Origin of the sequence: Xanthomonas sp. LF02-5 (genome assembly GCF_034105325.1) — a bacterium.
In the GTDB taxonomy this organism is placed as follows: domain Bacteria; phylum Pseudomonadota; class Gammaproteobacteria; order Xanthomonadales; family Xanthomonadaceae; genus Xanthomonas_A; species Xanthomonas_A sontii.
Map to the genome: position 1 here is coordinate 20,947 of NZ_JAXGGF010000006.1, position 22,665 is coordinate 43,611.

At 68.6% G+C, this 22,665-nt stretch carries 24 protein-coding genes; 7 read left to right on the top strand and 17 right to left on the bottom strand.

Annotation, left to right across the window (positions count from 1 at the left end; translation table 11 throughout):
• Window positions 1–241: 241 nt before the first annotated feature.
• On the bottom strand, window positions 242–1,234 hold the full coding sequence (locus tag SLW52_RS15615) for a hypothetical protein (RefSeq protein WP_320740654.1): 993 nt from the start codon (window positions 1,232–1,234) through the stop codon (window positions 242–244).
• Window positions 1,235–1,504: 270 nt separating this feature from the next.
• Here SLW52_RS15615 and SLW52_RS15620 point away from each other — a divergent pair, with 270 nt between their 5' ends.
• Window positions 1,505–2,290: a transporter substrate-binding domain-containing protein gene (locus tag SLW52_RS15620; RefSeq protein WP_320740655.1), complete on the top strand. Its 786-nt coding sequence runs from the start codon at window positions 1,505–1,507 to the stop codon at window positions 2,288–2,290.
• A gap of 84 nt (window positions 2,291–2,374) precedes the next feature.
• Window positions 2,375–2,848, top strand: a complete 474-nt coding sequence (locus SLW52_RS15625) for a DUF4410 domain-containing protein (protein WP_043093464.1) — start codon at window positions 2,375–2,377, stop codon at window positions 2,846–2,848.
• A 394-nt stretch (window positions 2,849–3,242) separates the two neighbouring features.
• Here SLW52_RS15625 and SLW52_RS15630 read toward each other — a convergent pair whose 3' ends face one another.
• Complete coding sequence (locus tag SLW52_RS15630) at window positions 3,243–4,142, bottom strand: AraC family transcriptional regulator (protein WP_017908446.1); 900 nt, start codon at window positions 4,140–4,142, stop codon at window positions 3,243–3,245.
• Window positions 4,143–4,444: 302 nt separating this feature from the next.
• Between SLW52_RS15630 and SLW52_RS15635 the strand changes: the two genes are divergently transcribed.
• Window positions 4,445–4,804: a hypothetical protein gene (locus tag SLW52_RS15635; protein ID WP_267083810.1), complete on the top strand. Its 360-nt coding sequence runs from the start codon at window positions 4,445–4,447 to the stop codon at window positions 4,802–4,804.
• A 30-nt stretch (window positions 4,805–4,834) separates the two neighbouring features.
• Here SLW52_RS15635 and SLW52_RS15640 read toward each other — a convergent pair whose 3' ends face one another.
• The 4 genes from SLW52_RS15640 to SLW52_RS15655 form a co-directional block, all read right to left on the bottom strand.
• Window positions 4,835–5,755 carry a CorA family divalent cation transporter gene (locus tag SLW52_RS15640; RefSeq protein ID WP_152237326.1) on the bottom strand — a complete coding sequence of 307 codons (921 nt, stop codon included), beginning with the start codon at window positions 5,753–5,755 and terminating at the stop codon, window positions 4,835–4,837.
• A gap of 78 nt (window positions 5,756–5,833) precedes the next feature.
• Window positions 5,834–7,204 carry a D-serine/D-alanine/glycine transporter gene (gene cycA / locus SLW52_RS15645; protein WP_010340292.1) on the bottom strand — a complete coding sequence of 457 codons (1,371 nt, stop codon included), beginning with the start codon at window positions 7,202–7,204 and terminating at the stop codon, window positions 5,834–5,836.
• 139 nt (window positions 7,205–7,343) lie between these two features.
• Entirely contained in the window at window positions 7,344–7,700 is a 357-nt protein-coding gene (locus tag SLW52_RS15650) for a hypothetical protein (RefSeq protein ID WP_295927428.1), read from the bottom strand.
• 182 nt (window positions 7,701–7,882) lie between these two features.
• Window positions 7,883–8,758: a DMT family transporter gene (locus tag SLW52_RS15655; RefSeq protein WP_026143535.1), complete on the bottom strand. Its 876-nt coding sequence runs from the start codon at window positions 8,756–8,758 to the stop codon at window positions 7,883–7,885.
• A 266-nt stretch (window positions 8,759–9,024) separates the two neighbouring features.
• On the opposite strand from SLW52_RS15655, the gene SLW52_RS15660 reads away from it, so the two are divergent.
• Complete coding sequence (locus tag SLW52_RS15660; protein WP_320740656.1) at window positions 9,025–9,861, top strand: SAM-dependent methyltransferase; 837 nt, start codon at window positions 9,025–9,027, stop codon at window positions 9,859–9,861.
• A 19-nt stretch (window positions 9,862–9,880) separates the two neighbouring features.
• On the opposite strand, the gene SLW52_RS15665 is transcribed toward SLW52_RS15660, so the two are convergent.
• Window positions 9,881–10,774, bottom strand: a complete 894-nt coding sequence (locus tag SLW52_RS15665; RefSeq protein WP_267083815.1) for a LysR family transcriptional regulator — start codon at window positions 10,772–10,774, stop codon at window positions 9,881–9,883.
• Window positions 10,775–10,858: 84 nt separating this feature from the next.
• Here SLW52_RS15665 and SLW52_RS15670 point away from each other — a divergent pair, with 84 nt between their 5' ends.
• Window positions 10,859–11,692 carry an NAD(P)H-dependent oxidoreductase gene (locus SLW52_RS15670; RefSeq protein ID WP_320740657.1) on the top strand — a complete coding sequence of 278 codons (834 nt, stop codon included), beginning with the start codon at window positions 10,859–10,861 and terminating at the stop codon, window positions 11,690–11,692.
• 63 nt (window positions 11,693–11,755) lie between these two features.
• Complete coding sequence (locus tag SLW52_RS15675; protein ID WP_320740658.1) at window positions 11,756–12,847, top strand: DUF1615 domain-containing protein; 1,092 nt, start codon at window positions 11,756–11,758, stop codon at window positions 12,845–12,847.
• Between the two features lie 27 nt (window positions 12,848–12,874).
• On the opposite strand, the gene SLW52_RS15680 is transcribed toward SLW52_RS15675, so the two are convergent.
• From SLW52_RS15680 to SLW52_RS15690, 3 genes are all read right to left on the bottom strand, one after another.
• Window positions 12,875–13,207, bottom strand: a complete 333-nt coding sequence (locus SLW52_RS15680) for a hypothetical protein (protein WP_320740659.1) — start codon at window positions 13,205–13,207, stop codon at window positions 12,875–12,877.
• A gap of 122 nt (window positions 13,208–13,329) precedes the next feature.
• Window positions 13,330–13,650, bottom strand: coding sequence for a DUF3817 domain-containing protein (locus SLW52_RS15685; RefSeq protein ID WP_017911534.1), 321 nt, complete (start codon window positions 13,648–13,650; stop codon window positions 13,330–13,332).
• A gap of 219 nt (window positions 13,651–13,869) precedes the next feature.
• Window positions 13,870–15,957 (bottom strand): beta-galactosidase, encoded by a 2,088-nt coding sequence (locus tag SLW52_RS15690; RefSeq protein ID WP_267119364.1) that lies wholly within the window; start codon window positions 15,955–15,957, stop codon window positions 13,870–13,872.
• A 332-nt stretch (window positions 15,958–16,289) separates the two neighbouring features.
• Here SLW52_RS15690 and SLW52_RS15695 point away from each other — a divergent pair, with 332 nt between their 5' ends.
• A complete protein-coding gene (locus SLW52_RS15695; protein ID WP_320740660.1) occupies window positions 16,290–17,507 on the top strand; it encodes a glycoside hydrolase family 30 beta sandwich domain-containing protein in 1,218 nt (405 codons plus the stop codon).
• A 135-nt stretch (window positions 17,508–17,642) separates the two neighbouring features.
• On the opposite strand, the gene SLW52_RS15700 is transcribed toward SLW52_RS15695, so the two are convergent.
• The 7 genes from SLW52_RS15700 to SLW52_RS15730 all read right to left on the bottom strand — a co-directional run bounded on the left by SLW52_RS15700 (window position 17,643) and on the right by SLW52_RS15730 (window position 22,650).
• The gene (locus tag SLW52_RS15700; RefSeq protein WP_320740661.1) at window positions 17,643–18,467 is read right to left on the bottom strand and encodes an alpha/beta hydrolase; all 825 of its coding nucleotides are present in this window, start codon (window positions 18,465–18,467) and stop codon (window positions 17,643–17,645) included.
• A gap of 566 nt (window positions 18,468–19,033) precedes the next feature.
• Complete coding sequence (locus SLW52_RS15705) at window positions 19,034–19,669, bottom strand: DUF2076 family protein (protein ID WP_320740662.1); 636 nt, start codon at window positions 19,667–19,669, stop codon at window positions 19,034–19,036.
• A gap of 621 nt (window positions 19,670–20,290) precedes the next feature.
• On the bottom strand, window positions 20,291–20,491 hold the full coding sequence (locus SLW52_RS15710; protein WP_267123491.1) for a hypothetical protein: 201 nt from the start codon (window positions 20,489–20,491) through the stop codon (window positions 20,291–20,293).
• A gap of 140 nt (window positions 20,492–20,631) precedes the next feature.
• Window positions 20,632–21,306 (bottom strand): sigma-70 family RNA polymerase sigma factor, encoded by a 675-nt coding sequence (locus SLW52_RS15715; RefSeq protein ID WP_267123490.1) that lies wholly within the window; start codon window positions 21,304–21,306, stop codon window positions 20,632–20,634.
• Between the two features lie 6 nt (window positions 21,307–21,312).
• Window positions 21,313–22,071 carry a flagellar type III secretion system pore protein FliP gene (fliP, locus tag SLW52_RS15720; protein WP_267123489.1) on the bottom strand — a complete coding sequence of 253 codons (759 nt, stop codon included), beginning with the start codon at window positions 22,069–22,071 and terminating at the stop codon, window positions 21,313–21,315.
• Window positions 22,055–22,399 (bottom strand): flagellar biosynthetic protein FliO, encoded by a 345-nt coding sequence (locus SLW52_RS15725; RefSeq protein WP_267123488.1) that lies wholly within the window; start codon window positions 22,397–22,399, stop codon window positions 22,055–22,057. Before SLW52_RS15725 ends, fliP begins: the two co-directional genes overlap by 17 nt.
• A complete protein-coding gene (locus SLW52_RS15730; RefSeq protein WP_267123487.1) occupies window positions 22,396–22,650 on the bottom strand; it encodes a FliM/FliN family flagellar motor switch protein in 255 nt (84 codons plus the stop codon). The genes SLW52_RS15725 and SLW52_RS15730 overlap by 4 nt, the downstream gene beginning before the upstream one ends.
• Between the last annotated feature and the right edge of the window lie 15 nt (window positions 22,651–22,665).

A 22,665-nucleotide genomic window follows, 5' to 3' on the forward strand; every position in this document is an offset into this window, starting at 1 on the left:
CGCTGGCTGGAACATCGTGGGCGGGTCGTTGGTCCCGATTGCTTCAGCGGCCGGATAGCGCACCGCCTTCGCTCGTCGCGCCTGAAGCCGTTCCTACAAGAACGTGCAGCACACGGCCTGGGCGCACTGTGGGAGGGACTTCAGTCCCGACTGCTGCCAAGGTCGAATCGCTCGCGGCCTCCGCTCTTCGCGCTTCAAGCAGCGACGACCATTGCATGCGTCCTCCGACCTGCACGCCCGCCTACGGCGCACACGCCGCCAGCTTCTGATCGGCGTACCACAGCGCGCGCCGCGCCAGGTCGTAGGCGCTGTCGGCCTCGCGCGGCAGCAGTTGCTGCGCGCGGATCGGGTCGGCGCCCTTGGCCATGGCGGTTTCCACCTGCAGCAGCGCATCCAGGTGCTGCTGCACCGGCGCCAGCAGGCGCGCGCGCTGCGCCGCCGGGCAGGCGCCGCGGCGTTGCTGCAGGTCGGCCAGGGCCTGGCGAATCCGCCGACTGGCTTCGCCATCCAACCCGGGCGCCTTTTCGAAGGCGATCGGCGCGGCCTTGTAGGCATCGCCGGTGGCCTCGCTGCCGAGGTCGCTGGCGCGCTCGTGCAGCGCCGGATTGAACCGCACGTCCGGCGGCGGCCGCGCCACCGCCGACTGATGGGTGTTCTTGGGCAACAGCTGCTTGATCGCCCGGTCGATGCCCTGCACAGCGACGTCGCCGAGGGTGCCGTCGCTGGCCCAGTCCTTGTCGAAACGGGTCGACCGGTAGTCGATCGGGTTGGGCCGTTCGAGCAGGCGCCTGGACTTGGCCACGTCGCGCGGATTGAGCGTCCCCGGCGGCGTGCCCTGCGCCTGCGCGAACGGGTCCACCGCCACCCCGTCCGGCAGGCGCGGATGGCCATCGCCGGTATAGAGCGTCGCCGCCATGCCGGTCGCGGCCGCGGCGGGCGCGCTCGGCGTCTGCGAGGGCGAAGACGGCGGCGCGGCGGCGCCGCGCGGCGGCCGTGCCCCGGCCGGCATGCGCGCGTCCACGGCCGGCGCGCGCGCGGACACCCGCGGCGGGTCCGGAACGCGCTGCGCGGGCTGCCGCGGCAGGAACACCAGGCGCAGCGCATCCTCGGCCACGGCACGCGGCGGGACCGACGGCGTGCCCCACAGCAGGCGTCCCAGCAAGGCCAGAATCATCGCCGTCGCCAGTGCCGCCCACAGCTGCAGCCATCGGTCTTGCGCAGGAAGGGGGGTCACGACGGTCGAGGATCCATGGGCAAGCGGCGAGGACGAATGTGGGGGACGGACCGGTACAGCGTGCCGCGAGTTCCGTTGCCGGCGCGTGCCGCCGCGCGCGGCAAGCGGCAACATGGCGTCACCGGCGCCCGCCCGGTGCACGCAAGGCCTTGTCGCGTCAGGGATTGCGTCGGCGCATGCGCAAAACGGCTAAGGTGACGCGCACCGTCGGCGCGACAGCCGGCGTACAGCCAACGGGCACCGACGCCCACCCTGCTGCAGGAGAACCGCATGATCCGACGCCTGGCCGCCGGCCTGCTCGGCGCCGCGCTGGCGCTGCCCGCACACGCCGCGCCCTCGCACCTGGACAGCGTCCTTCGCGATGGCGTGCTGCGCGTGTGCACCACCGGCGACTACGCGCCCTACAGCCGCCTGCGCCGCGACGGCACCTACGACGGCATCGACATCGCCCTGGCGCAATCGCTGGCCGAGAGCCTGGAAGTCAAGCTGCAATGGGTGCCCACGCGCTGGCCGACCCTGCTGCCGGACCTGCGCGCCGACCGCTGCGACATCGCCGTCGGCGGCATCTCGGTATCGCTGCCGCGGCAGCGCCAGGCCTGGTTCAGTGCCGTGCTGGAGGTCGACGGCAAGATCCCGCTGGTGCGCTGCGCCGACCGCACGCGCTACCGCACCATCGCCCAGATCGACCGGCCCGAAGTGCGGGTGATCGAACCGCGCGGCGGCACCAACGAGGCGTTCGCCCGCCGCGAACTGCCGCATGCGCAACTGATCCTGTCCGACGACAACCCCACCATCTTCCGCGACCTGCGCGAGGGCCGCGCCGACGTCATGATCACCGATGCCTCCGAAGCGCGCTTCCAGCAGCGCCAGGTACCCGGCCTGTGCGCGGTGGCGCCGGAGCGGCCGCTGCAGTACAGCGAGAAAGCGTTCCTGCTGCCGCGCGACGACATGGTCTGGAAGGCCTACGTCGACCAGTGGCTGCACCTGAGCAAGGCCAGCGGCGCCTATGCGCGGATCGTGGCCGCGTGGCTGGGCGATCCGGAGACAACGCGCTAGGCCTCCCGCCTGCCCGCGCGCAGCCGCTATGCTGCCGCGGCCGGCGGCGTTCGCCCCGGCATGGGGATTCAACAAGGAGAGAGCATGAAACTGCAATGGAAAACGCTCGCGCTGGTGAGCGTGATGTTGCTGGCCACCGGCTGCGCGACCAACAGCGTGGTGCACCAGAGCTACAAGGCGACCACCGCCGAAACCTACTGGTATCAACTCACCGGCAACGACGACACCGACGCCGAGAGCCTGGCCATGTTCCGCCGCCAGCTCGACACGCAACTGGACGCGGCGCACCTGCACGGCACGCAGGGCCAGGCCAATGCACGCAAGATGACCATCGTCATCGATCACTACTACATGCGCAGCAACGGTGCGCGCTTCTGGGCCGGCATCATGGCCGGGCGCGACAAGATCAAGAGCCGCGTCACCGTCGCCGATGCCAACGGCAAGACCGCCGCGCAGTTCGACGTGGAATCGACCAACAGCACCGCCTGGGGCACCTCCGAAGGCCTGATCGAGCGCCACGCGCAGGAGATCGTCGCGCGGCTCAAGCAATTGCAGTAGTGCGTGCCGCCCGTGCAGGACCGCAGCGGTCCTGCACGGGCGCCGAAGCACACCGACGCGCTGCCTGCAGCACCTCGAATCGCTCGATCCGGCGACACACAAGCCGGATGCGGCTTGCTCTGTAGGAGTCAGCTGTCATGCAGCCGCGACGCGCGATGTGGTGTGCGTTCCGATGGCGCAATGCGTCGGGACTGAAGTCCCTCCCACAGTGCACCCGGCGGGCTCGCCGCAAGCCCCTGTGGGAGCGACTTCGGTCGGGACGAAGCTTTCCCGGTAACGCGCGTCGCGGCTGACGCCGCCCCTACGGGACGTGCCTCGGAGTGATGAGAGAGGCCCTTGGTCGATCAAGCAGCACGTCAAATGCGCAAGAGGACCCGCGCAGTGCCGGTACCGCTCAGCCGGCCAGGCCCAGCTGCTCGGCCAGGTCGCTGCGCGGCGACCGCCCGTACAGCCGGCTGTATTCGCGACTGAACTGCGACGGGCTCTGGTAGCCGACGCGGTAGCCGGCCGCGCCCACGTCCATGCGTTCGACCACCATCAGCCGCCGCGCCTCGCGCAGGCGCAATTGCTTCTGGTACTGCAGCGGCGTCATTGCCGCGACCGCGCTGAAATGGTGGTGCAGCGAGGACACGCTCATGTTGACCTGGCGCGCCAGATCCTCGATCCGCAGCGGTTCGGCGTAGTGCTGGCGCAGCCAGGCGATGGCCTTGGCGATGCGGTTGCTGGGGCTGTCCTCCTGGGCGATGCGCAGCAGATTCGGCCCGCACGGCCCGACCAGCAGGCGATACAGGATCTCCTGCTCGATCAGCGGCGCCATCGCCGCGATGTCGGCCGGGCGTTCCAGCAACCGCAGCATGCGCAGCGTCGCGTCCAGCAGGTCCGGGCAGGCGGTGTTGACCGAGACCCCGCGCGGGCGCTCGGCGCCCACCTGCGGCGGCAACGGAATGCGCTCGAGCAGTTCGCGCAGCCGGTCCGGCCGGATCGACATGCCCACGCCCAGCAGCGGCTGTTCCGGGCTGGCCTGGGTGATGCGCGAGACCACCGGCAGATCCAGCGTCACCAGCAGAAAGGTGCCCACGCCGTAGTGGTACTCCTCGTTGCCCAGGGTCAGGCATTTCTCGCCCTGCAGCACCAGCGCGAAGACCGGCCATTGCGCGGTATGCGTCTTCGGCGACGGCGCGGAGCGGTAGGAACAGAAGAAGCCGTCGATGGCGGTGTCGTGGTCGCCATCGGGGACGGCCAATCGGGCAACCAGGGCGGCCATTTCCTGGTAACGGTGAGCGAGCGCGGTCATCGGCAAGGGCGCCGTAGCGTGCGGAGGAGGAAGGCAAGCTTGCACGATGCTGCGCCGGCACGGACCACGGCGCGACGCGGCTTGCAGGATCGTACAAGAATTCCGTTGGATCGCGCTAACGCGCCCGCGGCGCGGGCCAGCATCCTGTGTCGGCCGGTTCCCGCACCGGCGCCGTCCCGGAACGCCCGCCCCCGCCCGCCTGTTCCGGCCGTTCGGCCCTGTCCCTTCCCCCATGCCCCTCGTCGCGCTGCCGCGTCGCCGCCAGCGTGCCATGCGGGCGATGCAGACCGCAGGAGAGACCGATGCATCCCCATACCGAAGCCCTGGAAATCGCCACGTTCCGCCTGCTGGACTGCACCTGGCGCACCTTCCTGCGCGCCAATGCCGAGGTCGATGCCTGGCTGCAGCGCCAGCCCGGCTTCCGCTCGCGGCGCATCGCCCGCCGCCGCGACGGCAGCGTGGTCGACATGGTGCTGTGGGACAGCGTCGCGCACGGCACCGCCTCGGCACGACGGCTGATGCGCGAACTGCAGGGCGCGGCGATCCACGCCCTGATCGATCCGGACACGGTGTCGTGGGACATCGCCGCGGTACAGCACGTCAGCGGCGAGGAAAGCGACACCGCGGAAGACGCCGCCGAGGCCGACAGCCTGGCGGCGTGACCTGCGCGGCCGGCGCCGCGCGCGGCTGGCTCAGACCCAGCCGCGCCGGCGGAACCAGGCCAGCGGCAACAGCATGCTCAGCGCGATCACGCCCAGCGCCCAGTAGTAGGCGTCGTGCCATTTCAGCTCGGGCATGTGCGCGAAGTTCATGCCCCAGATGCCGACCAGCACCGTCGGCGGGATGCCCACCACCGAGGCCACCGCCATCACCTTCATCACGTTGTTCTGGTCGACGTTGATCATGCCCAGCACGCTGTCGAGCAGGAACTCGATGCGGTCGTTCAACTGCTGCTCGAACTCGCTCAGCGTGACCAGGTCCTTGTGCAGCAGGCCGATGCGCTTGGCCGCGTCCTCGCCGAACCAGTCCGGCGCGGCATCGTCCAGATAGGTGGCCAGGCGCAGCAGGCCGTGGCCGGCGTTGTGCATGCCGCCCAGGCGCCGGCCCATGTCGCCGACGTCGTGCAGCATCCGCTCCAGGTGCCGCGACTTGTGCCGCGCATGCGGCCGGTCGAACGCCACCCGCGTGGTCTCGGTGATCTGCGCCTCCAGCGCTTCCAGGCGGTCGGCCAGGCGCCCGACCAGTTCGTCGAGCAGGCGCAGCAGCAGGTCGTCGCTGCTGCGGCAGGGGCTGTGCTGCAGCTGCGCGGCCACCGCATCCAGCGAGGCCATCGGCTGCTCGCGCTGGGTCACCAGCACCCGCGGCGACACCGCGAAACCGAGCGGCGCGGTCGGACCGTCCTCGTCCTGGAAGCGCGGCACGTTGAGGAACAGCACATCGCCTTCCACCCGCACCCGGCTGCTGAACTCGATCTCGCCGATGGCCGCGCGCGTCGGCACCGCGAAACCGACCTTCTCGTCGACCTCGGCCAGCTCCGCCTCGCTCGGCCGGCACAGGTCCACCCAGCACACCGGCGTGTCGGAGGTGCCGCCGAGGCGGTGGATGGTGATCATCGGGACTGGCTCGCGCAGGAAAGGCCGCGAGCATCCGTCAGCGCGCGCGGAGCGTCAACGCCCGCCGCGCGCACCGGTTCAGGCGCTGCGGCGCTTCAACGCATAGCCCACGCCCAGCAGCAGGAACCATACCGGGCTGGCGAACAGCGCCTGGCGGGTGTCGGCCTGCAGAGTCAGCAGCGCCAGCACGAAGGCGAAGAACGCCAGGCACACATAGCACATGACCACCCCGCCGGGCATCTTGAACGCGGAGGCCGCGTGCAGTTGCGGGCGCTTGCGCCGGTAGGCGATGTAGGCGCACAGGATCAGCGACCAGACGAACATGAACAGCACCGCGGCCAGCGTGGTGACCAGGGTGAAGGCGGTGACCAGGTTCGGAATCAGGTACATCAGCACGGTGCCGCCGAGCAGGCAGGCGCAGGAGAACAGCAGCCCGCGCGCCGGCACCGCCGCGCGCGAGAGCCGGGCGAAGCCGCGCGGCGCGTGGCGCTCCTCGGCCAGGCCGTAGAGCATGCGGCTGGTGGAGAAGATGCCGCTGTTGGCCGAGGACGTGGCCGAGGTCAGCACCACGAAGTTGATCAGGCTGGCCGCGGCCGGCACGCCGGCCAGCACGAACAGCTCCACGAACGGGCTCTTGCCCGGCACCACCTCGCGCCACGGCGTCACCGCCATGATCGCCACCAGCGCCAGCACGTAGAACACCAGGATGCGCACCGGAATCGAGTTGATCGCCTTGGGCAGGTTGCGGCGCGGGTCGGCGGTCTCGGCGGCGGTGGTGCCGACCAGTTCAATGCCCACGAAGGCGAACACCGCGATCTGGAAGCCGGCGAAGAACCCGCCCAGCCCCATCGGGAACATGCCGCCGTCGTTCCACAGGTTGGCCAGCGAGGCCACGTGCCCGGACGGCGACTGGAAGCCCCAGGCGACCAGCCCGGCGCCGGTGAGGATCAGCGCGCAGATCGCCACGATCTTGATCAGCGCGAACCAGAATTCCATCTCGCCGAACAGCTTCACCGTCACCAGGTTCAGCCCCAGCAGCAACAGCACGCACAGCATCGCCGGGATCCACGGCGCCAGCGTCGGGAACCAGAACTGCGCGTAGGCGGCGATCGCGATCACGTCGGCGATGGCGGTGATGATCCAGCAGAACCAGTAGGTCCAGCCGCAGAAGAACCCGGCCCAGGGCCCCAGCAGGTCGGTGGAGAAGTCGATGAACGACTTGTACTCCAGGTTCGACAGCAGCAGCTCGCCCATCGCGCGCATCACGAAGAACAGCATCACGCCGATGATCAGGTACACGAACAGGATCGACGGCCCAGCCAGGCTGATGGTCTTGCCCGAGCCCATGAACAGGCCGGTGCCGATCGCTCCGCCGATCGCGATCAACTGCAGGTGGCGGTTGGACAGGCTGCGCTGCAGGTGGTCGGGCTGGGCGGACGGATCGGTCATGGGCGCAGGCCATCGCGAGGGATTAGCCTGCAAACATAGAAGATGGCGGCAGCGCGCGCCAGCCGCGCGTGCGCCGGGTGGCGCCCGCGGCGGCACGGACGGCGCCGCATGCCGTCCGCGCCGCCGCGGGTGCCGTCGCTCAGGCCAGCGCGCCGCCCTGCCCGATCGCGACGAAGCTGAAATCGCGGTCGGACTGGTTGCCGCCGCCGTCGCCGGTCTTCAGCAGCACCTGGCCCGCGTCCAGGCGGATGATCACCGCGTTGTCGCAGGTACTGCCGTCGCCCGGATAGATCTGGGTGACCGAGACGCCATCCAGCGCCTGGAACGGCGGCTGGAAGCTCACCAGGTAATGCCCGGTGCTGACGTGCGCCACCGCGTACCCCGCGCCGTTGCGAACCGCACCGTCCGCGCCGACCACGCCTGCCACCACCCGCACACCCGCCGCGCCCGTATGGGCGGCGGCGTCGAGCAACTGCCCCATCGCATTGTTCGTCATGCCGTTCTCCGATCTTGATAAGGAAAGTCCGATGGCGCGGCGACCGCAGCATCCTCGCGGCCACGGCGCCTGCATTGCCTCGTCCGTGAACGGGCAGCATCGCCGCGCTGCGTGCGCGGCCGTATCGGCGATTTCCTGATCGGCGCCGGTGCGGCGACCGAGATCGGCTCAGGCGGCCGCGCTCACACCAGCTTGGTGCGCCGCCACCACCGCGTGACCTTCTCCTCGCGCACCAGGGTGAACAGCCCGGCGCCCAGGATCAGCGCGATGCCCACCGCCATCGGCCAGTCCAGGTGATCGTGGAACAGCCAGTAGCCGAAGCCGATCGCCCACAGCATCTGGCTGTACTGGGTCGGCGCCACCGCGCTGATCGGCGCCGACCGCGAGGCGTACATCATGAAGATCGCGGCCAGGCCGGCGAGCAGGCCGTAGCCGGCCAGCAGGATCCATTGCTGCCAGGTGGGCCAGACGAAGGTCGGCAGCATCAACAGGCCGCCCATCAGCAGCGGTCCGAGCACGCCGGCGCCGTACAGGGTCAGGCGCTTCTCGCCGGGCCCGGCCATGCGCAGGCTGATCACCGACACCGCGCCCACCAGGCCGCAGACGATCGCCGCGACATGGCCCTGGCCAAGGTGCCGGAAGCCCGGCCGCAGCACCACCAGCACCCCGATGAAGCCGACGATCACCGCCAACCAGCGCCGCCAGCGCACCTCCTCCTTGAGCAGCAGCACCGACAGCACGGTGACGAAGATCGGCATCAGAAAGATCAGCGCGAACGCCTCGGCCATCGGCAACAGGGTGAAGGCGGTGACCGCGGACAGATTGCCGGCTGCGCCGGTGAACGCGCGCAGCAGCCAGATGCTGGGCCGCTGCGCCACCACCACTTCGCGCCAGCGATCGCCCGGTTTCTTCAGGAACGGCAGCGCGGCGAGCATCAGCAGCGCCCCGAAGAACACCACCTCGTAGGCCGGCAGCGACCCCTCCAGCCCCTTCACAAAGGCGTCGCTGATCGAATAGGCGGCGTAACAGGCGAAACCGAGCAGCACACCCTTGAGCATGGACGATCCTGGCCGGCAGCGGCGCTGCGACGGCGTACGTGGGGGGGATGGTCAGTATCCCTCTTTTGTCGTGGCGCTGCCGCCGCGCTGGCAATGAAAATGACGAACTTTCGATCGCTGCAGCTTGCCGCCACGCGGCACGTACTTTCCTTCGGGAACAGGCACGCGGCAATGCGCGCCGGCGATGCGGGTGCATGGAGCCATCGGTTACGATGCGCTCCCGCATCCGAGCCCCGTGCCGCGCCGTGGCGCCGGCAGATCCCCCCGTGACCCGCTATTCCGGCCCCCTGCTCACCCGTCCGCTCGCCGTCGCGCTGCTCGCCGCGCGCGATGCCGGCGCCACCACCTGGTCCGGCTCGCTCGACCTGGAGCGCAGTCGGAGCCAGGCCCTGCTTGGCACCGAACGCTGGCAGTGGCAGGGACACGACTATCCCTATCCGGGCAAGCTCAAGGACCGCACGCTGTACTACTGGGACGGCGACGAGTTCGCCGCGGTGTCGCGCTTCGGCGGTGCGTTGATCAAGCTGGTGCCGACCGAGTGGGGCGCGCCGACCTTCGAGATCGACGGCATCAAGATGCTGCCCAGCGCGCAGCTGTCGCCGTTCGAGGACGCGCGGCGCAAGGTGGCGCTGGTGGAACCGCGCGGCAAGCAGGTGCTGGATACCTGCGGCGGCCTGGGCTATTTCGCCGCGTGCGCACTGGAAGCCGGCGTGGCGCAGTTGCACTCGTTCGAGAAGAACGCCGACGTGCTGTGGCTGCGCACGCTCAATCCGTGGTCGCCGGATCCGGCCGCCAGCGACGGCCGCCTGCAGCTGACCCATGGCGATGTCGGCGCCGCCATCGGCGGCATCGCCGACGCATCGATGGACGCGATCCTGCACGACCCGCCGCGCTTCGGCATCGCCGGCGAACTCTACGCGCAAACCTTCTACGACCAACTCGCACGGGTGCTGCGCCGCGGCGGCCGGCTGTTCCACTACACCGGCAGTCCGAACAAGCTCACCAGCGGCCGCGACGTGCCGCGCGAGGTGGCCAAACGCCTGGAGAAGGCCGGCTTCACCACGCAGCTGGCCCTGGACGGGGTACTGGGCACGCGCCGCTGAGGCGATCGCCTCCGCCGCGTCAGATCGACGCGAGAATGTGCTCGCGCAACCAGCGATGCGCCGGATCGCGGTGAACGCGCTCGTGCCAGAGCATGGCCATTTCGTAGCCGGGCAGCTCCAGCGGTGGCGCGCACACCCGTAGACCGGGCTGGTCGCGCACCAGGCGCTCGGGCAGCATCGCCACCAGGTCGCTGCGCTGTAGCGCGGCAACGACGAACTGGAAGTGCGGCACCGACAGCACCACCCGGCGCTGCAGGCCGCGCGTCCGCAACGCCGCATCGGTAGCGCCGCTGAAGCCGCCGCCGTCGGGCGAGACGATGACATGCTCGAGCGCGCAGAACTGCGCCAGGCTCGGTCGACGTCGCAACCGCGGATGGCCGGCCCGACCGACCAGCACGTAGTGTTCGGCGAACAGCGTGCGCCGGCGCAGGCCCGGCGGCGCGTCGGCGACGGTGTGCAGGGCCATGTCGATCTGGCCCTGTTCGGCCTGCTGCGCGATCGTCGGCGGCGCCAACTGCAGCACCGCCAACGTTGTACCCGGCGCCACCCGGCGCAAGGCGTCGATCGCCGGCAGCAGCACGGTGGAAGCACCGTAGTCGCTGGCCGCCACCCGCCACAGCGTCTGCGCGCGCGCCGGATCGAACGGCGCATCCGGCGCCACCGCCTGCTGCAGCGCCTGCAGGGCCTCGCGCAACGGGGCGCGCAGCGCTTCGGCGCGTGCGGTGGGGCGCATGCCGCGCGGCCCCGGCAGCAGCAACGGATCGCCCAGCGCCTCGCGCAGCTTGGCCAGGTGCACGCTGACCGACGGCTGCGACAGATGCAGCCGCGCCGCCGCGCGGGTCACGTTGTGCGTGTCGAGCAGCGTGTCCAGGGTCAGCAGCAGATTGAGATCCAGGCGGCGCAGATCAACCATGGCAATAGCGACTATCAAGGCAATTCATTTCCACTATAGCGAAGCGCGGCCTAGCGTGGAGGCCTTCCCTCACCGAGAACCCGCATGAACGTGCTGCTGGTCTATGCCCATCCCGAACCCGCCTCGCTCAATGGCGCCCTCAAGCAGGTCGCGGTCCAACGCCTGCAGGCCGCCGGCCATCGCGTGCAGGTGTCGGACCTGTATGCAATGGACTGGAAAACCACCGTCGACGCGCAGGACAGCCTGGATGGCGCGGCAGACGCGCGCTTCGATCCCTCGCGCGACTCGCAGCGCGCCTTCGCCAGCGGCCGTCAGTGCGCGGACATCGCCACCGAGCAGGACAAGCTGCGCTGGGCCGATGCGCTGCTGCTGCAGTTCCCGCTGTGGTGGTTCTCGATGCCGGCCATCCTCAAGGGCTGGGTGGACCGGGTGTATGCCTGCGGCTTCGCCTACGGCGTCGGCGAACACTCCGACACGCACTGGGGCGACCGCTACGGCGAAGGCACGCTGGCCGGCAAGCGCGCGATGCTGATCGTCACCGCCGGCGGCTGGGAATCGCACTACGCGCCGCGCGGTACCAATGGGCCGATCGACGACCTGCTGTTCCCGATCCAGCACGGCATCCTGCATTACCCCGGCTTCGAGGTGCTGCCGCCGTTCGTGGTGTACCGCAGCGGACGCATGGATGCGGCGCGTTTCGCACAGACCAGCGCGGCGCTGGGCGAACGGCTGGACACGCTGTTCAGTACCGCGCCGATCGCGTTCCGCAAGCAGAATGCAGGCGACTACGCGATTCCGGCGCTGACCCTGCGAGATGAGTTCGCACCCGGCCGCAGCGGCTTCGGCATCCATGTGCTCGACGCGGACACGCAAGCGGCGGCGACCTCCGACCGCACAGCGTCGACGCCGACGACGTAGGCGCGGTGCCGACAGCGCACCTGTAGGATGCAGCGACGCTATCCCGTTGGAGCCGCCGCGCCGATGTCCACCGCCGTCTTCGTCCGCCTGCTCGCCGTGTGCAGCGCCGCCTTGCTCGGCGCCTGCGCCACGCAGGCGCCACGCATGCCCGAGCGCACGCCCAGCGAGGTCAAGGCCGACATCGCCCGGCGTATCCCGGCCACGGTACCCGATCGCCGCGGCTGGGCCGACGACGTCTACGTAGCCCTGGCCTCGCAGAGTCTGGGCACCAATGCCGAGAACATCTGTGCGGTCCTGGCGGTGATCGAACAGGAATCGACCTACCAGACCAATCCGCCGGTGCCGGGGCTGGGCGAGATCGCGCGGGCGGAACTGCAACGGCGCGCGGCGGCGGTGCATGTGCCGGCGTTCGCGCTGGATGCGGCGCTCAAACTGCGCGGGCCCGATGGGCGCAGCTATGCCGAGCGTCTGGCCGCCGCGCGCACCGAGCAGGATCTCAGCAGCATCTTCGAGGACATCGCCGGCAGTGTGCCGCTGGGCCAGCGCCTGTTCGGCGACCTCAACCCGGTGCACACCGCCGGGCCGATGCAGGTGAGCATCGCCTTCGCACAGGCGCACACCGACGGCTATCCGTATCCGCTGAGCGACGGCGTGCGCCACGCGGTGTTCACTCGCCGAGGCGGCATCTGGTTCGGCACCCGCCACCTGCTCGGCTACCCGAACGCGGCGGCGATGCTGTACCGCTTCGCCGACTTCAATGCCGGCTGGTACGCCAGCCGCAATGCCGCATTCCAGGCCGCGCTGGCGCGGGCCAGCGGCATTGCCCTGGCACTGGACGGCGATCTGCTGACGCCCGGCGCCGAGCTCGACGCCCCCGGCGCCACCGAGCGCGCCGCACGCAGCCTGGGCACGCAACTGGGCATGGACGCGCGCACCATCCGCCGCGCACTGCAGCGCGGCAGCGAGGCGGATTTCGCCGACAGCGCGCTGTATCGCCAGGTGTTCGCCCTGGCCGACCGCGATGCCGGCAAGCCGCTGCCACGCGCGGTACTGCCGGGCATCGCCCTGGAAAGCCCGAAGATCACCCGCAAGCTCACCACCGCCTGGTTCGCGCAGCGCGTGGCCGAGCGCTGGCAGCGTTGCCTGGCCAAGTGATCGCCGCGACACGCCGATGGCAGCGCGCTACTTCGGCTTGCGCAACGCCATCAGCGCCCAGCCCGTGGCGATGGCCAGCGCAAGCAACACGAGGCAGAGCACGCCGTCCCACGCGATCGAGAACCAATAGTGGCCTGGATCGGTCGCCAGCAGATAGATCCGCTTCGGCCCGGCTCTCGGTACACCGATGTACACGCCGCTCTGCAGCGCTTTCGCCAGCAGGTACAGCTTCATCGCGGCGCACGCCACCATGACCGCGGCCATCAGCATCAACACCGGCCGTTCCAGACGCGCGACCAGCCGTTGCAGGCGCGTGGGTGTCGGCATTGGCAGGGGCGGTCGTCGTTTGCGTTTGCCCATGGCCTCCTCGCCTGCACTGGGGACAGCATTCTAGAGCGCTGCCGGAGAATGCAGTCACAACGCACTACCGATGCAGCGCATCGCACAGGTCAAGATGTCTCGCCTGCGCCGCAGCGCCTGCACTATTCCACGGCACGCTGCCCTGGCGCGCCGAGCAGGCCGATCCGGCGGAACCACAGTTCCAGCGGCACCGTGACCAGCGGCGGCAGCGCCGCCAGCAGGCTCAGCGCCCACGCCCACCAGGGCCAGCGCAACCGCAGCGCGGCGAGCAGGCTGGCGACCACGTACAGCAGGAATGCAGCCCCATGCAGACGGCCGAACAGCCACACGCCCAGCTCGGTGGTCTGGGTGCCGTACTTGAGCAGCATGCCGAGCAACAGGCCGGCCCAGGTCAGGCCTTCGAACACGGCGGCAGCGGCGAACAGCCGGCCCACCGGCGACAACGGACGGGAAGAAGACAAGGACACACGCAACTCCAGTGAGGAAACGAGGCCGCGACGCGATGGCGGCGGCGACGCCCGCTGGCACCTGCATTGTAGAGCGTGTCCTTGCGCGTGGCGCACGGACGCGACGCGGCCACGGCAAGCGCGGCACAGCTGCACCCACCGCACCGATCCGTCATCGCGTGGCCGGCAATGCGCCGTAGCGCACCGCGACAGTCCTCAGCGACGCTGTTCCAGCACCGCCACGTCGTCGGGCGCCAGCTGCACTGTGTCGCCGCTCGGCGTCGGCCCCAGCAGCGCGCGCATCGACGCCGGCAGCCGCACGGTGTGCGCGGTGGCGCCATGGTTGATCAACACCACGATGCGCCGCGCGCCATCGCTGCGCACACCCACTTCCACATCTTCCGGCACGTCGGCCAGCGGCCCCTGCACCCCGGCGTCGCGCAACCAGTCACCGGTGAGGCGATCCAGCGTGGCGTCGTCGAACCAGCCACCGACATAGCTGATGCGGCCCTTGCCGACGCGCCGGGTCAGCAGCGCCGGTGCGCCATCCAGCCAGCCGTTGGCCGCGCCGTAGCGCAGCGGCACGGTGGTGTCGGCGGCAGTGGCCTGCAACTGTTCGGCCCAGATTTTGGCGCTGCCGTCGGCGCCCGCACCGACCAGCGAGATCGGCTTGTCCAGCGCATAGAACTGCTCCACGCGTCCACCGAGCAACGCCGCCAGCGGACCCGGCTGGCGCTGCGGATGCAGGCCGTTGTCGATGTTCTTCATGCCGCTGCGCGGCCCCAGCACCAGATGCCCGCCGTGTTCGACATAGGCCTTCAGCCGCTGCGCCTGCGCCTCGGTCAGCACGTTCAGCGCCGGCGCCACCACCAGCTTGTAGCGCTCCAGTGGCGCCATCGCCGAGATCACGTCGACCACCTGCGCCTGCTGCCGCAGCGGCCGGTAAAAGCTCTTCATCTGCACGACCGGATCGAAGTCGGCCGCATGCTTCTGGAAGCCGATCGCCCAGCGGCTGTCGAAGTCGTTGATCAGCGCCACCTGCGCCTGCGGCGTGGTGCCGGCCAGGGCCGGACCGGCCTTGGCGAACTCCGCGCCGACCTGCTGGATCTCCGCGTAGACCGGCACCGGCGTGCCGTCGGCGCCGACCAGGGTGCCGTGGTATTCCTCCTGCCCGTTGGGCGCGGCGCGCCACTGCCAGTACGAGACCGCATCGGCGCCATGCGCCACTGCCTGCCACGCCATCGCCCGCACCTGGCCCTTGCGCAGCGCCACGTTGGTCGCGCGCCAGTTGACGAAGCCCGGCTGGGTTTCCATCACCCAGTAGTTGCGCTGCTTGTAGCCGCGGGTCAGATCGTGGCGGGCGGCGTTGTCGACCCAGTCGTAGCGCTCGCCGGCGACGTAGTCGTCCCAGGCGGCGATGTCGAGCACGTCGTGCACGGTGTAGGCGTCGAAACCAGCGAACCAGCCCATGGTGTTGGTGGTGATGAACTGGCGCGGATCGGCATGCGGGCGGATCGCGTCGATCTGGTTGCGCGAATAGTCGGCCCAGGTGTCGCTGACGAAGCGCTTCCACTCCAGCAACAGCGCCGGATTTTCCTCGTCCTCGCGCACCGGGATCTGCGCGAAGTCGTTGTAGGTCTGGCTCCAGTAGGCGGTGGCCCAACGCTGGTTGAGCGCGTCGATGCTGCCGTACTTGCGCTGCAGCCAGGCGTGGAACTGCGCCTTGGCCTCGGGATCGAACGAGGACTGCGCGTACTCGTTGTCCAGTTGCCAGCCGACCACGTGCGGGTTGTGCCCGTAGCGCTGCGCCATCTGCTCGGCGATGGCATGCGCGAAGCGCCGGTAGCGTGTACTGGCGAAGGAGAACTGCTGGCGGTTGCCGTGCTCGTCGCGCACGCCGTCCTGGCTGACCCGCAAGGTGTCCGGATAGGTCTGGGTCAACCAGGCCGGTGGCGCCGCGGTCGGCGTGCCCAGCACCACCACCATGCCGTGCCGCGCGGCCGCGGCGATGGCGCGGTCCATCCAGTCGAAGTCGTACTGCCCCTCGCGCGGCTCCATCCGGCTCCAGGCGAACTCGCCGATCCGCACCACGCGCACGTGCGCCGCCTGCATCAGCGCCAGGTCGCGCTCCCATTGCGCCTCCGGCCACTGCTCCGGATACCAGGCCACGCCCAGCAACAGCGGCGCGACGTCGCGATAACGGGTGGCCTGCGCCTGCGCCAGCATCGGCAGGCAGAGCAGGATCGACAGCATCGCAGCGAACAGGGCAACGCCGCAGCGTTGCGGAACACGGAACAATGGCATGCGCAACACCTTCGCAAGAGGAAACGCCAGCACGCCCCCTGCGCTGTGCCAGCGCCTGCATTGTGCGCAGTTTTGCCATGCGCGCACTTGTGCATCTTGCGGCGTTTGCGCGCGCAACTGCGCACAATCCGCATGCGTCTCCTCGCTGCACAGCAACGCAAGCACCCACGCTGCATCGCGCCATCCAGCGCGGCATCCGCGCCATGCGGACTGAGGACACGGTTGCGCTCGCCTTGCGCCTCCGGTCTCACTTGCCCGCTTTGGACGACCGCGACATTGAAATGGTCATCTGCGCTGGCTAGCGTCACGCCTCCCCCACTGCTGGACAAGCCATGAAGACCCCTCGTTTGCTCGGCACCTTGCTCGCCGCAGCCGCCACGTTGTTCTCAGCCGGCACCGCCCTGGCACAGACCGTCACCGTGACCCCGAGCGAGGTCCACCAGACCATCCAGGGCTTCGGCGGCATGAACGGCGCCGGCTGGGTCGCCGACCTCACCCCGGCCCAGGTCGACCTGGCGTTCGGCAGCGACACCGGGCAGATCGGCCTGTCGATCATGCGCATGCGCATCGATCCGTCCAGCTCCGGCTGGAGCCAGCAGGTGCCGTCGGCGGTGCGGGCCCGCGCGCACGGCGCAGTGCTGCTGGCCACGCCGTGGTCGGCGCCGGCCTACATGAAGTCCAACAACAGCCTTAACAACGGCGGCAAGCTGCTGCCGCAGTACTACGACGCGTACGCCAAGCACCTGCTGGATTCCACCGCCTACATGGACAGCAAAGGCGCGCCGATCTACGCCCTGTCGCTGCAGAACGAGCCAGACTGGCATCCGGACTACGAGTCGGGCGACTGGAACGGCACCGACTTCCTCAACTTCATCAGCGCGCAGGGCGCGAAGTTCGGCAAGTTCAAGCTGCTCGCCGCCGAGTCGCTGGGCTTCAACCCCGCGCTGACCGACCCGGTGCTCAACAGCAGCGCCGCCCAGTACCTGTCCATCGTCGGCGGGCACCTGTATGGCGTGCAGCCCAAGGACTACCCGCTGGCGCGCAGCAAGGGCAAGCAGCTGTGGATGACCGAGCACTACACCGACAACACCGACGGCAACGCCTGGCCGTCCGCGCTCGGCGTGGGCAGCGAACTGCACAACAGCATGCTGGCCAACTACAGCGGCTACATCTGGTGGTACATCCGCCGCAGCTACGGGCTGATTGCCGAGAACGGCACGGTGAGCAAGCGCGGCTACGTGATGTCGCAATACGCACGCTTCGTGCGTCCGGGGTCCGTGCGCATCGGCGCCACCGCCGCGCCGTATAACGACGTCGCCGTCAGCGCTTACAAGACCCCGAGCGGCAAACTGGTCCTGGTGGCGGTCAACACCGGCACCCAGCATCGGCAGATCACCGTGCGCGTGCCCGCCGGCAGCGCCACCGCGTTCACCAAGTACAGCACCTCGTCCAGCCTCAACGTCGGCTACGGCGGCAAGTACAGCGTCGCCTCGGGCCAGACCGTGGTCTATGTCGACCCGCAGAGCGTGGCGACGCTGGTCGGCGAGTGATCTGCGCGATGGCTTGAGTCGGCCGGATCGACCCGCGGCAGCCAAGCGCTGTCGCGGGTTGGTTTCTACCTGCTGCCTAGTCGCGTCGTCGCGGTGCCACGCCGTGAGCGTCGGCACCGAGACACGCGCCAGCGATCAGCCCAGCTTGGCCAGGAACCCCAGCAGCGCCTGATTGAACTCCTCGGCATGACTGGTGTTGCAGCCATGCGGCGCATCCCTCAGCAACACCACGTCGCTGCCGGCGATGGCGCGATGGGTGCGCTGGCCCGAGCCCTCGTACGGCACCGTGGCGTCGGCATCGCCGTGCAGCACCAGGGTCGGCACGTCGACCTTCTTGATGTCCTCGCGGAAATCGGTGGTGCCGAACGCCTGCATGCAGCCCAGCGCCGCGGTCTGGTCGCTCTGCAGGCACAGCGCGATCGCTTCCTGGCGCTGCGCCTCGCTGACCTTCAGCGTGCCGTGGGCGCTGAAGAAGCCGCGGGTGAAGTCGTCGAAGAAGGTCTCGCGCGAGGCCTTCAGCCCCTGCTCCATCTCCTGCGCCTGTTCCTTGCTCAGCGGCCCTTCCGGGTTGTCCTCGGTCTTGAGCATGTACGGCGGCACCGCGGAGGCGAACACCACGCCGGCGAGCTTCCCGGTGCCATGCCGCGCCACGTAGCGCGCCACCTCGCCACCGCCCATCGAGAAGCCGACCAGCACCGCGTCGCGCAGCTGCTTGTCCTCGATGATGCCGGCCAGGTCGTCGGCCAGGGTGTCGTACTCGTAGCCGTCGGCCGGCTTCTCCGAACGGCCGAAGCCGCGGCGGTCGTAGGCGATGACCCGGTAGCCCGCCTGCTGCAGCGGCCCGACCTGGTCCTTCCACGCCTCGGCCGACAGCGGCCAGCCATGGATCAGGATCACCGGACGACCGGCACCGCCGGTATCTTCGACATGCAGACGGACACGTGTGCTTGTGGCAGCCATGGGCAGGACCTCGTGGTGGGGAGTCACGGCAGCTTCTCCCGCTCCATGTCCTGCCCGCGTGAGCGCCGTGTGTCGGGTCGTTTAACGCGGTGCGAAAGCGCTCAACCGATCCGCGGCAGGGCGCGGATCAACTTCGCCAGCGCGCCCCGCGCAATGCTGTGGAATGCCGCGGACACATGCACGTCCTCGATGACTCGCTCCCAGAACGCGGCCATACCGGCCATTGCGTGGCAACTACGGCGCGAACAGTCACCAGTCAATGCACCAGGCCGCATCCACCCCGGAACACGACACCGAGCGGCGCCAACGCATATGTCGGGCGTCGCGCATACCTGCGATCGAATAGATGCATGAATAGATAATCGAATGGCGCACGGCGAGGTCTCGCCTGTTTTTCTGGGTCTTTTTGCATCCATGCGCCAATCCAGAGCGCCATCCGTGAATAGATTGACGAATAGATACTCGCGCCGACCGATCGCTTCGATGCCTCCAAGCGACCGGTCGCGAGCGCCGGCTGACGCTCGCTCGATCAATCGATCAGCGCGGTAACGCAAGCGCGCCGGACATCACGTCCAGTTGTCGTTGCCGAAGTCGCCGTCGTCCTGGAAGTCCTGGCCCATGTCCTGCTGCGGCGTGTCGTCGTAGTAGTTGTTGGTGATGTTCTCGACCACCGTCTCCTGCGGCGCGCCGCCGCCGAACAGGCCGCCGCCGTGGTGGCCGCCCAGCAGGCTTTCCACGCCCTCGAACAGGAACATGCCGCCGGCCACGCCGGCCGCGGTGGTGGCCGCGGTGCTCAGGAAGCTGGGGCCACGCGTAGCGGCCGGTGCCGGCGTCGGCTCCGCGGCCGCAGCCCCACCACCGAACCAGCGCTCGCGCCAGCCGGGCGCACCGGCCCCCGCGACGCCTGCGGCGGCGGGCGCCGGGGGCAACGGCGGCGGCGCCGCATTGAAGCCCTGGCCCAGGAAGCTGGCCGGCGGCGGCGGGGGCGTGGCCGCCTGCTGCAACTGCGCGATCTGCGCCTTGGCGGCTTCCAGCGCGTGCTCCAGCAGCAAGGTGCGCTGCACCAGCAGATACGCGGCATCGGGTTGATCGGCCAGGCGCGCGTGGATCAGCGCGTCGGCCTGCGGATCTTTGGCCACCCCGCCGGCGCTGCGCAGGCGCGCCAGGAAGTCTTCGAGAAGCTGCTGTTCTTGCGGAGTCATACCCGTACCTGGATGCGATGACCGGCCCAGTGCCGGCACGGCACGGTATGGGCATGACCGGGGCGGCGCCAAGGGCATGCGCTGTGCACCAGTGCGCCCGCGTTCATCCGTCGGCGGCGCAACATGGACTTCAACGCGGTGGTGGCGGGCAGCACGGTGTACCTGCCGGTGCAGCAGCCCGGTGCATTACTTGTACTTGGGCGATGGCCATGCGACCCAGGGCGATGACGAGACCACCAATTGGGCGCTGGAAACCTCGCTGGACCTCGAGTTCGGCGTCGAACCGGTGAAGCGCCATCCGATCGCGATGCCACGCGTGGAATCGCCCGAGCAGGTCGCGGTGCTGGGCCAGGGGCGGTTCCAGCGACGACGCACTGCGCCTGGTCACCTCCGGTCTGCTGCGCTGGCTACAGCAGGACTACGGCCTGTCGCTCGGCAGGCCAAGCAAGTACTGGGTCGCTGCCCGCTACCGCGTGGCCAACCTGGCCGGACACAGCGTCGGCTTGGCCGCCAGCATCGAGAAGGCGGTGCTGCGTACCCTACAGCCGCCCGCGCCTCCAGCGTCAGACAAGGTCGAACAGCTGCCGGCGAGGCAGCGCCGAACGCGCACGCCGATCCACACTACTTCGACTTCGCCGCGTCGGCTCCCGATGCATCGCGCGGCAGGCGCGCCGCCCACATGTTGTCGACCAGGTTCGGATAGGTGCGACCGTTCTCCTCGGCGCGCTGTTTCGCCGCTTCCTTCTGCGACGGCGACAGCGGCTGGCTGCGCTGGCCGCGCGGATTCGGCTTCTTCCACGGAGGCGTCTTGGACGAGGGCATGGGCGTCAGGATGAGCGGAGAGGCGCCATCGTGATCCTGTTGCGCGTGCGTGCGCAGTGAAGGCCACCCGGCTCGCCGAACAGCGGCAACGCCACCCCACTCGGCCGCTTTTATGGCATCTCGAGCTTTCATGGCATCCGCTAGATGAAATCGCTCTTCGCGTATCCGTGATCGGCAAGGTAAGACTTGAACATCCCGAGACCTTTCGAATGCAGCTGCGATATCCGGCCTTTGCTCAAGCACAGATCCTCCGCAATCCTGACGAAAGGCTGATGCAGGTAATAGTGCGAAACGAAGATCGCCCGAATATTATCCGGCATGCCGAGCAGCACGTTCTTGATGAGTTTTCCATTCTGCGCCTGCTGCAACGACTCGCCTTCGCAGCGGGCATCGGCTGCCTGTTCGACCATCTCATCGAGTGCGATCCCGACGACTGCGGAAATGAACTCGGAAAAGGCGTCCTCTTCGTCGCGATCTGCAACCTCGAGCAGCACCAGATCCTTCGGGTAGCGCTGTGACTTGGCGCTCGCGCGGATGCCGTTGAAGACAGCGCCGCGCACTCTAGCTTTGGCATACAGCTGGAACGGAACGCCTTTCTGTGGCTGGTAGCGATTCATCGCCTCGAGCAAACCCAAATGCCCGTTCTGCATGTGATCGGACCAGTCCAGATCGCGGCTGCCGGCTCTGCGCAAGACCGTCATCACCACGGAGGCGACCCATGGCGAGTATTCGGTGAGCAGGTAATCGCGCGCGACGAGATCGTTGTCGACCTTGAACCGCCTCCACAGCTCGACTTCAATCTCCAGGGAATCCATGCGGAGCTACGTCCACAGGCTGCCCAGCAGGGTCTTCGACACCAGCACCCACCCATCGATCAGAATGAACAGCAGGATCTTGAGCGGCAAGCTGACCGTCGAAGGCGGCAGCATGATCATGCCCAGGGCCATCAGCACCGCCGAGACCACCAGATCGATCATTAAGAACGGCAAGAAAATAACGAACCCCATCTGGAATGCCGTCTTAAGCTCGCTGAGCATGAAGGCGGCAGCCAAATGGGTGAAGCGAATGTCCTCCACCTTCTTCGGTGGTGCGACGCGCGCCATCTCCGTGACCGCAAGAAGATCCGATTCGCGCGTCTGCCTGATCATGAAATCCCGCAGAACCGGCGTAGCCCGCGACACCGCTTCTTCTGCGCCGATCCGGTCCTGAAGGTAGGGAGTGATCGCCTGGGTGTTCATCCGGTCCAGGACCGGCCCCATGGAAAACAACGTCAACAGCATCGCCAGGGCGATCAGAACGCTGTTCGGAGGCGTTTGCGGAATCCCCAACGCATGCCGCAACAATGCCAGGACCACGATGATCCGGGTGAACGACGTCATTCCGATCACGATCACCGGGATGAACGAAAGCACCGTCATCAGCACCGCGATGCGCAGTGTCGAGGTGAACTCGGGAGATCCGGTGCTCTTGAGCGCATCGCCGAGCGTGTCGGCATGCGCCTGGAACCCGAGCAGCAGCAGGCCGATGCCCAGCGCCACTGCACCCACGTTGGCGATCGATGGATTAGAGATTCGGATCATGCGATTCCACGGCGTCCGAGGGCAGCATGCGGATATGCGACTTCGACTCGACCACGACCAGGCGACGCCCAGTCACCTCGATAAGGTGGACCACCGTGCCGCGGCTCAGGCGCGTCTGTGCGATGCGCCTGATGGCAGGCGCCTGATCCGCTGTCGCGGACTCGCCCAACCATCGTCCCAGCCATCCCTTGCGCTTGAGAGCGACCAGTGCCACCACGGCGATGGCAAGCAACAGCAACGTACACAGGATCACCTGACCCACATCGGACATGGCGACGACACCTGTGCGGCGATAGGGAATCGCAGCGAATGTGACGGCGAGGCTCATAGGATCTCGACGATGCGCACGCCCAAGGTATCGCCGACGGCCAGCAATTCTCCGCGCGCCAACGCCTTTCCGTTGAGAAGCAGGGTCACGATCGCCTCGCTCGGCTCATTCAGCGCAACGATGTTGTCGGTCTTCAGCGACAGCACCTCGTCGATCGTCATTTCCGCCTTCCCGACCTCGGCCACCAAGGTGACTTTCACGTGGCCGAACATCTCATAGTCGCGCGCGACCGGATTACTCTCAGCAACCATCTCGAAATTTCCCAC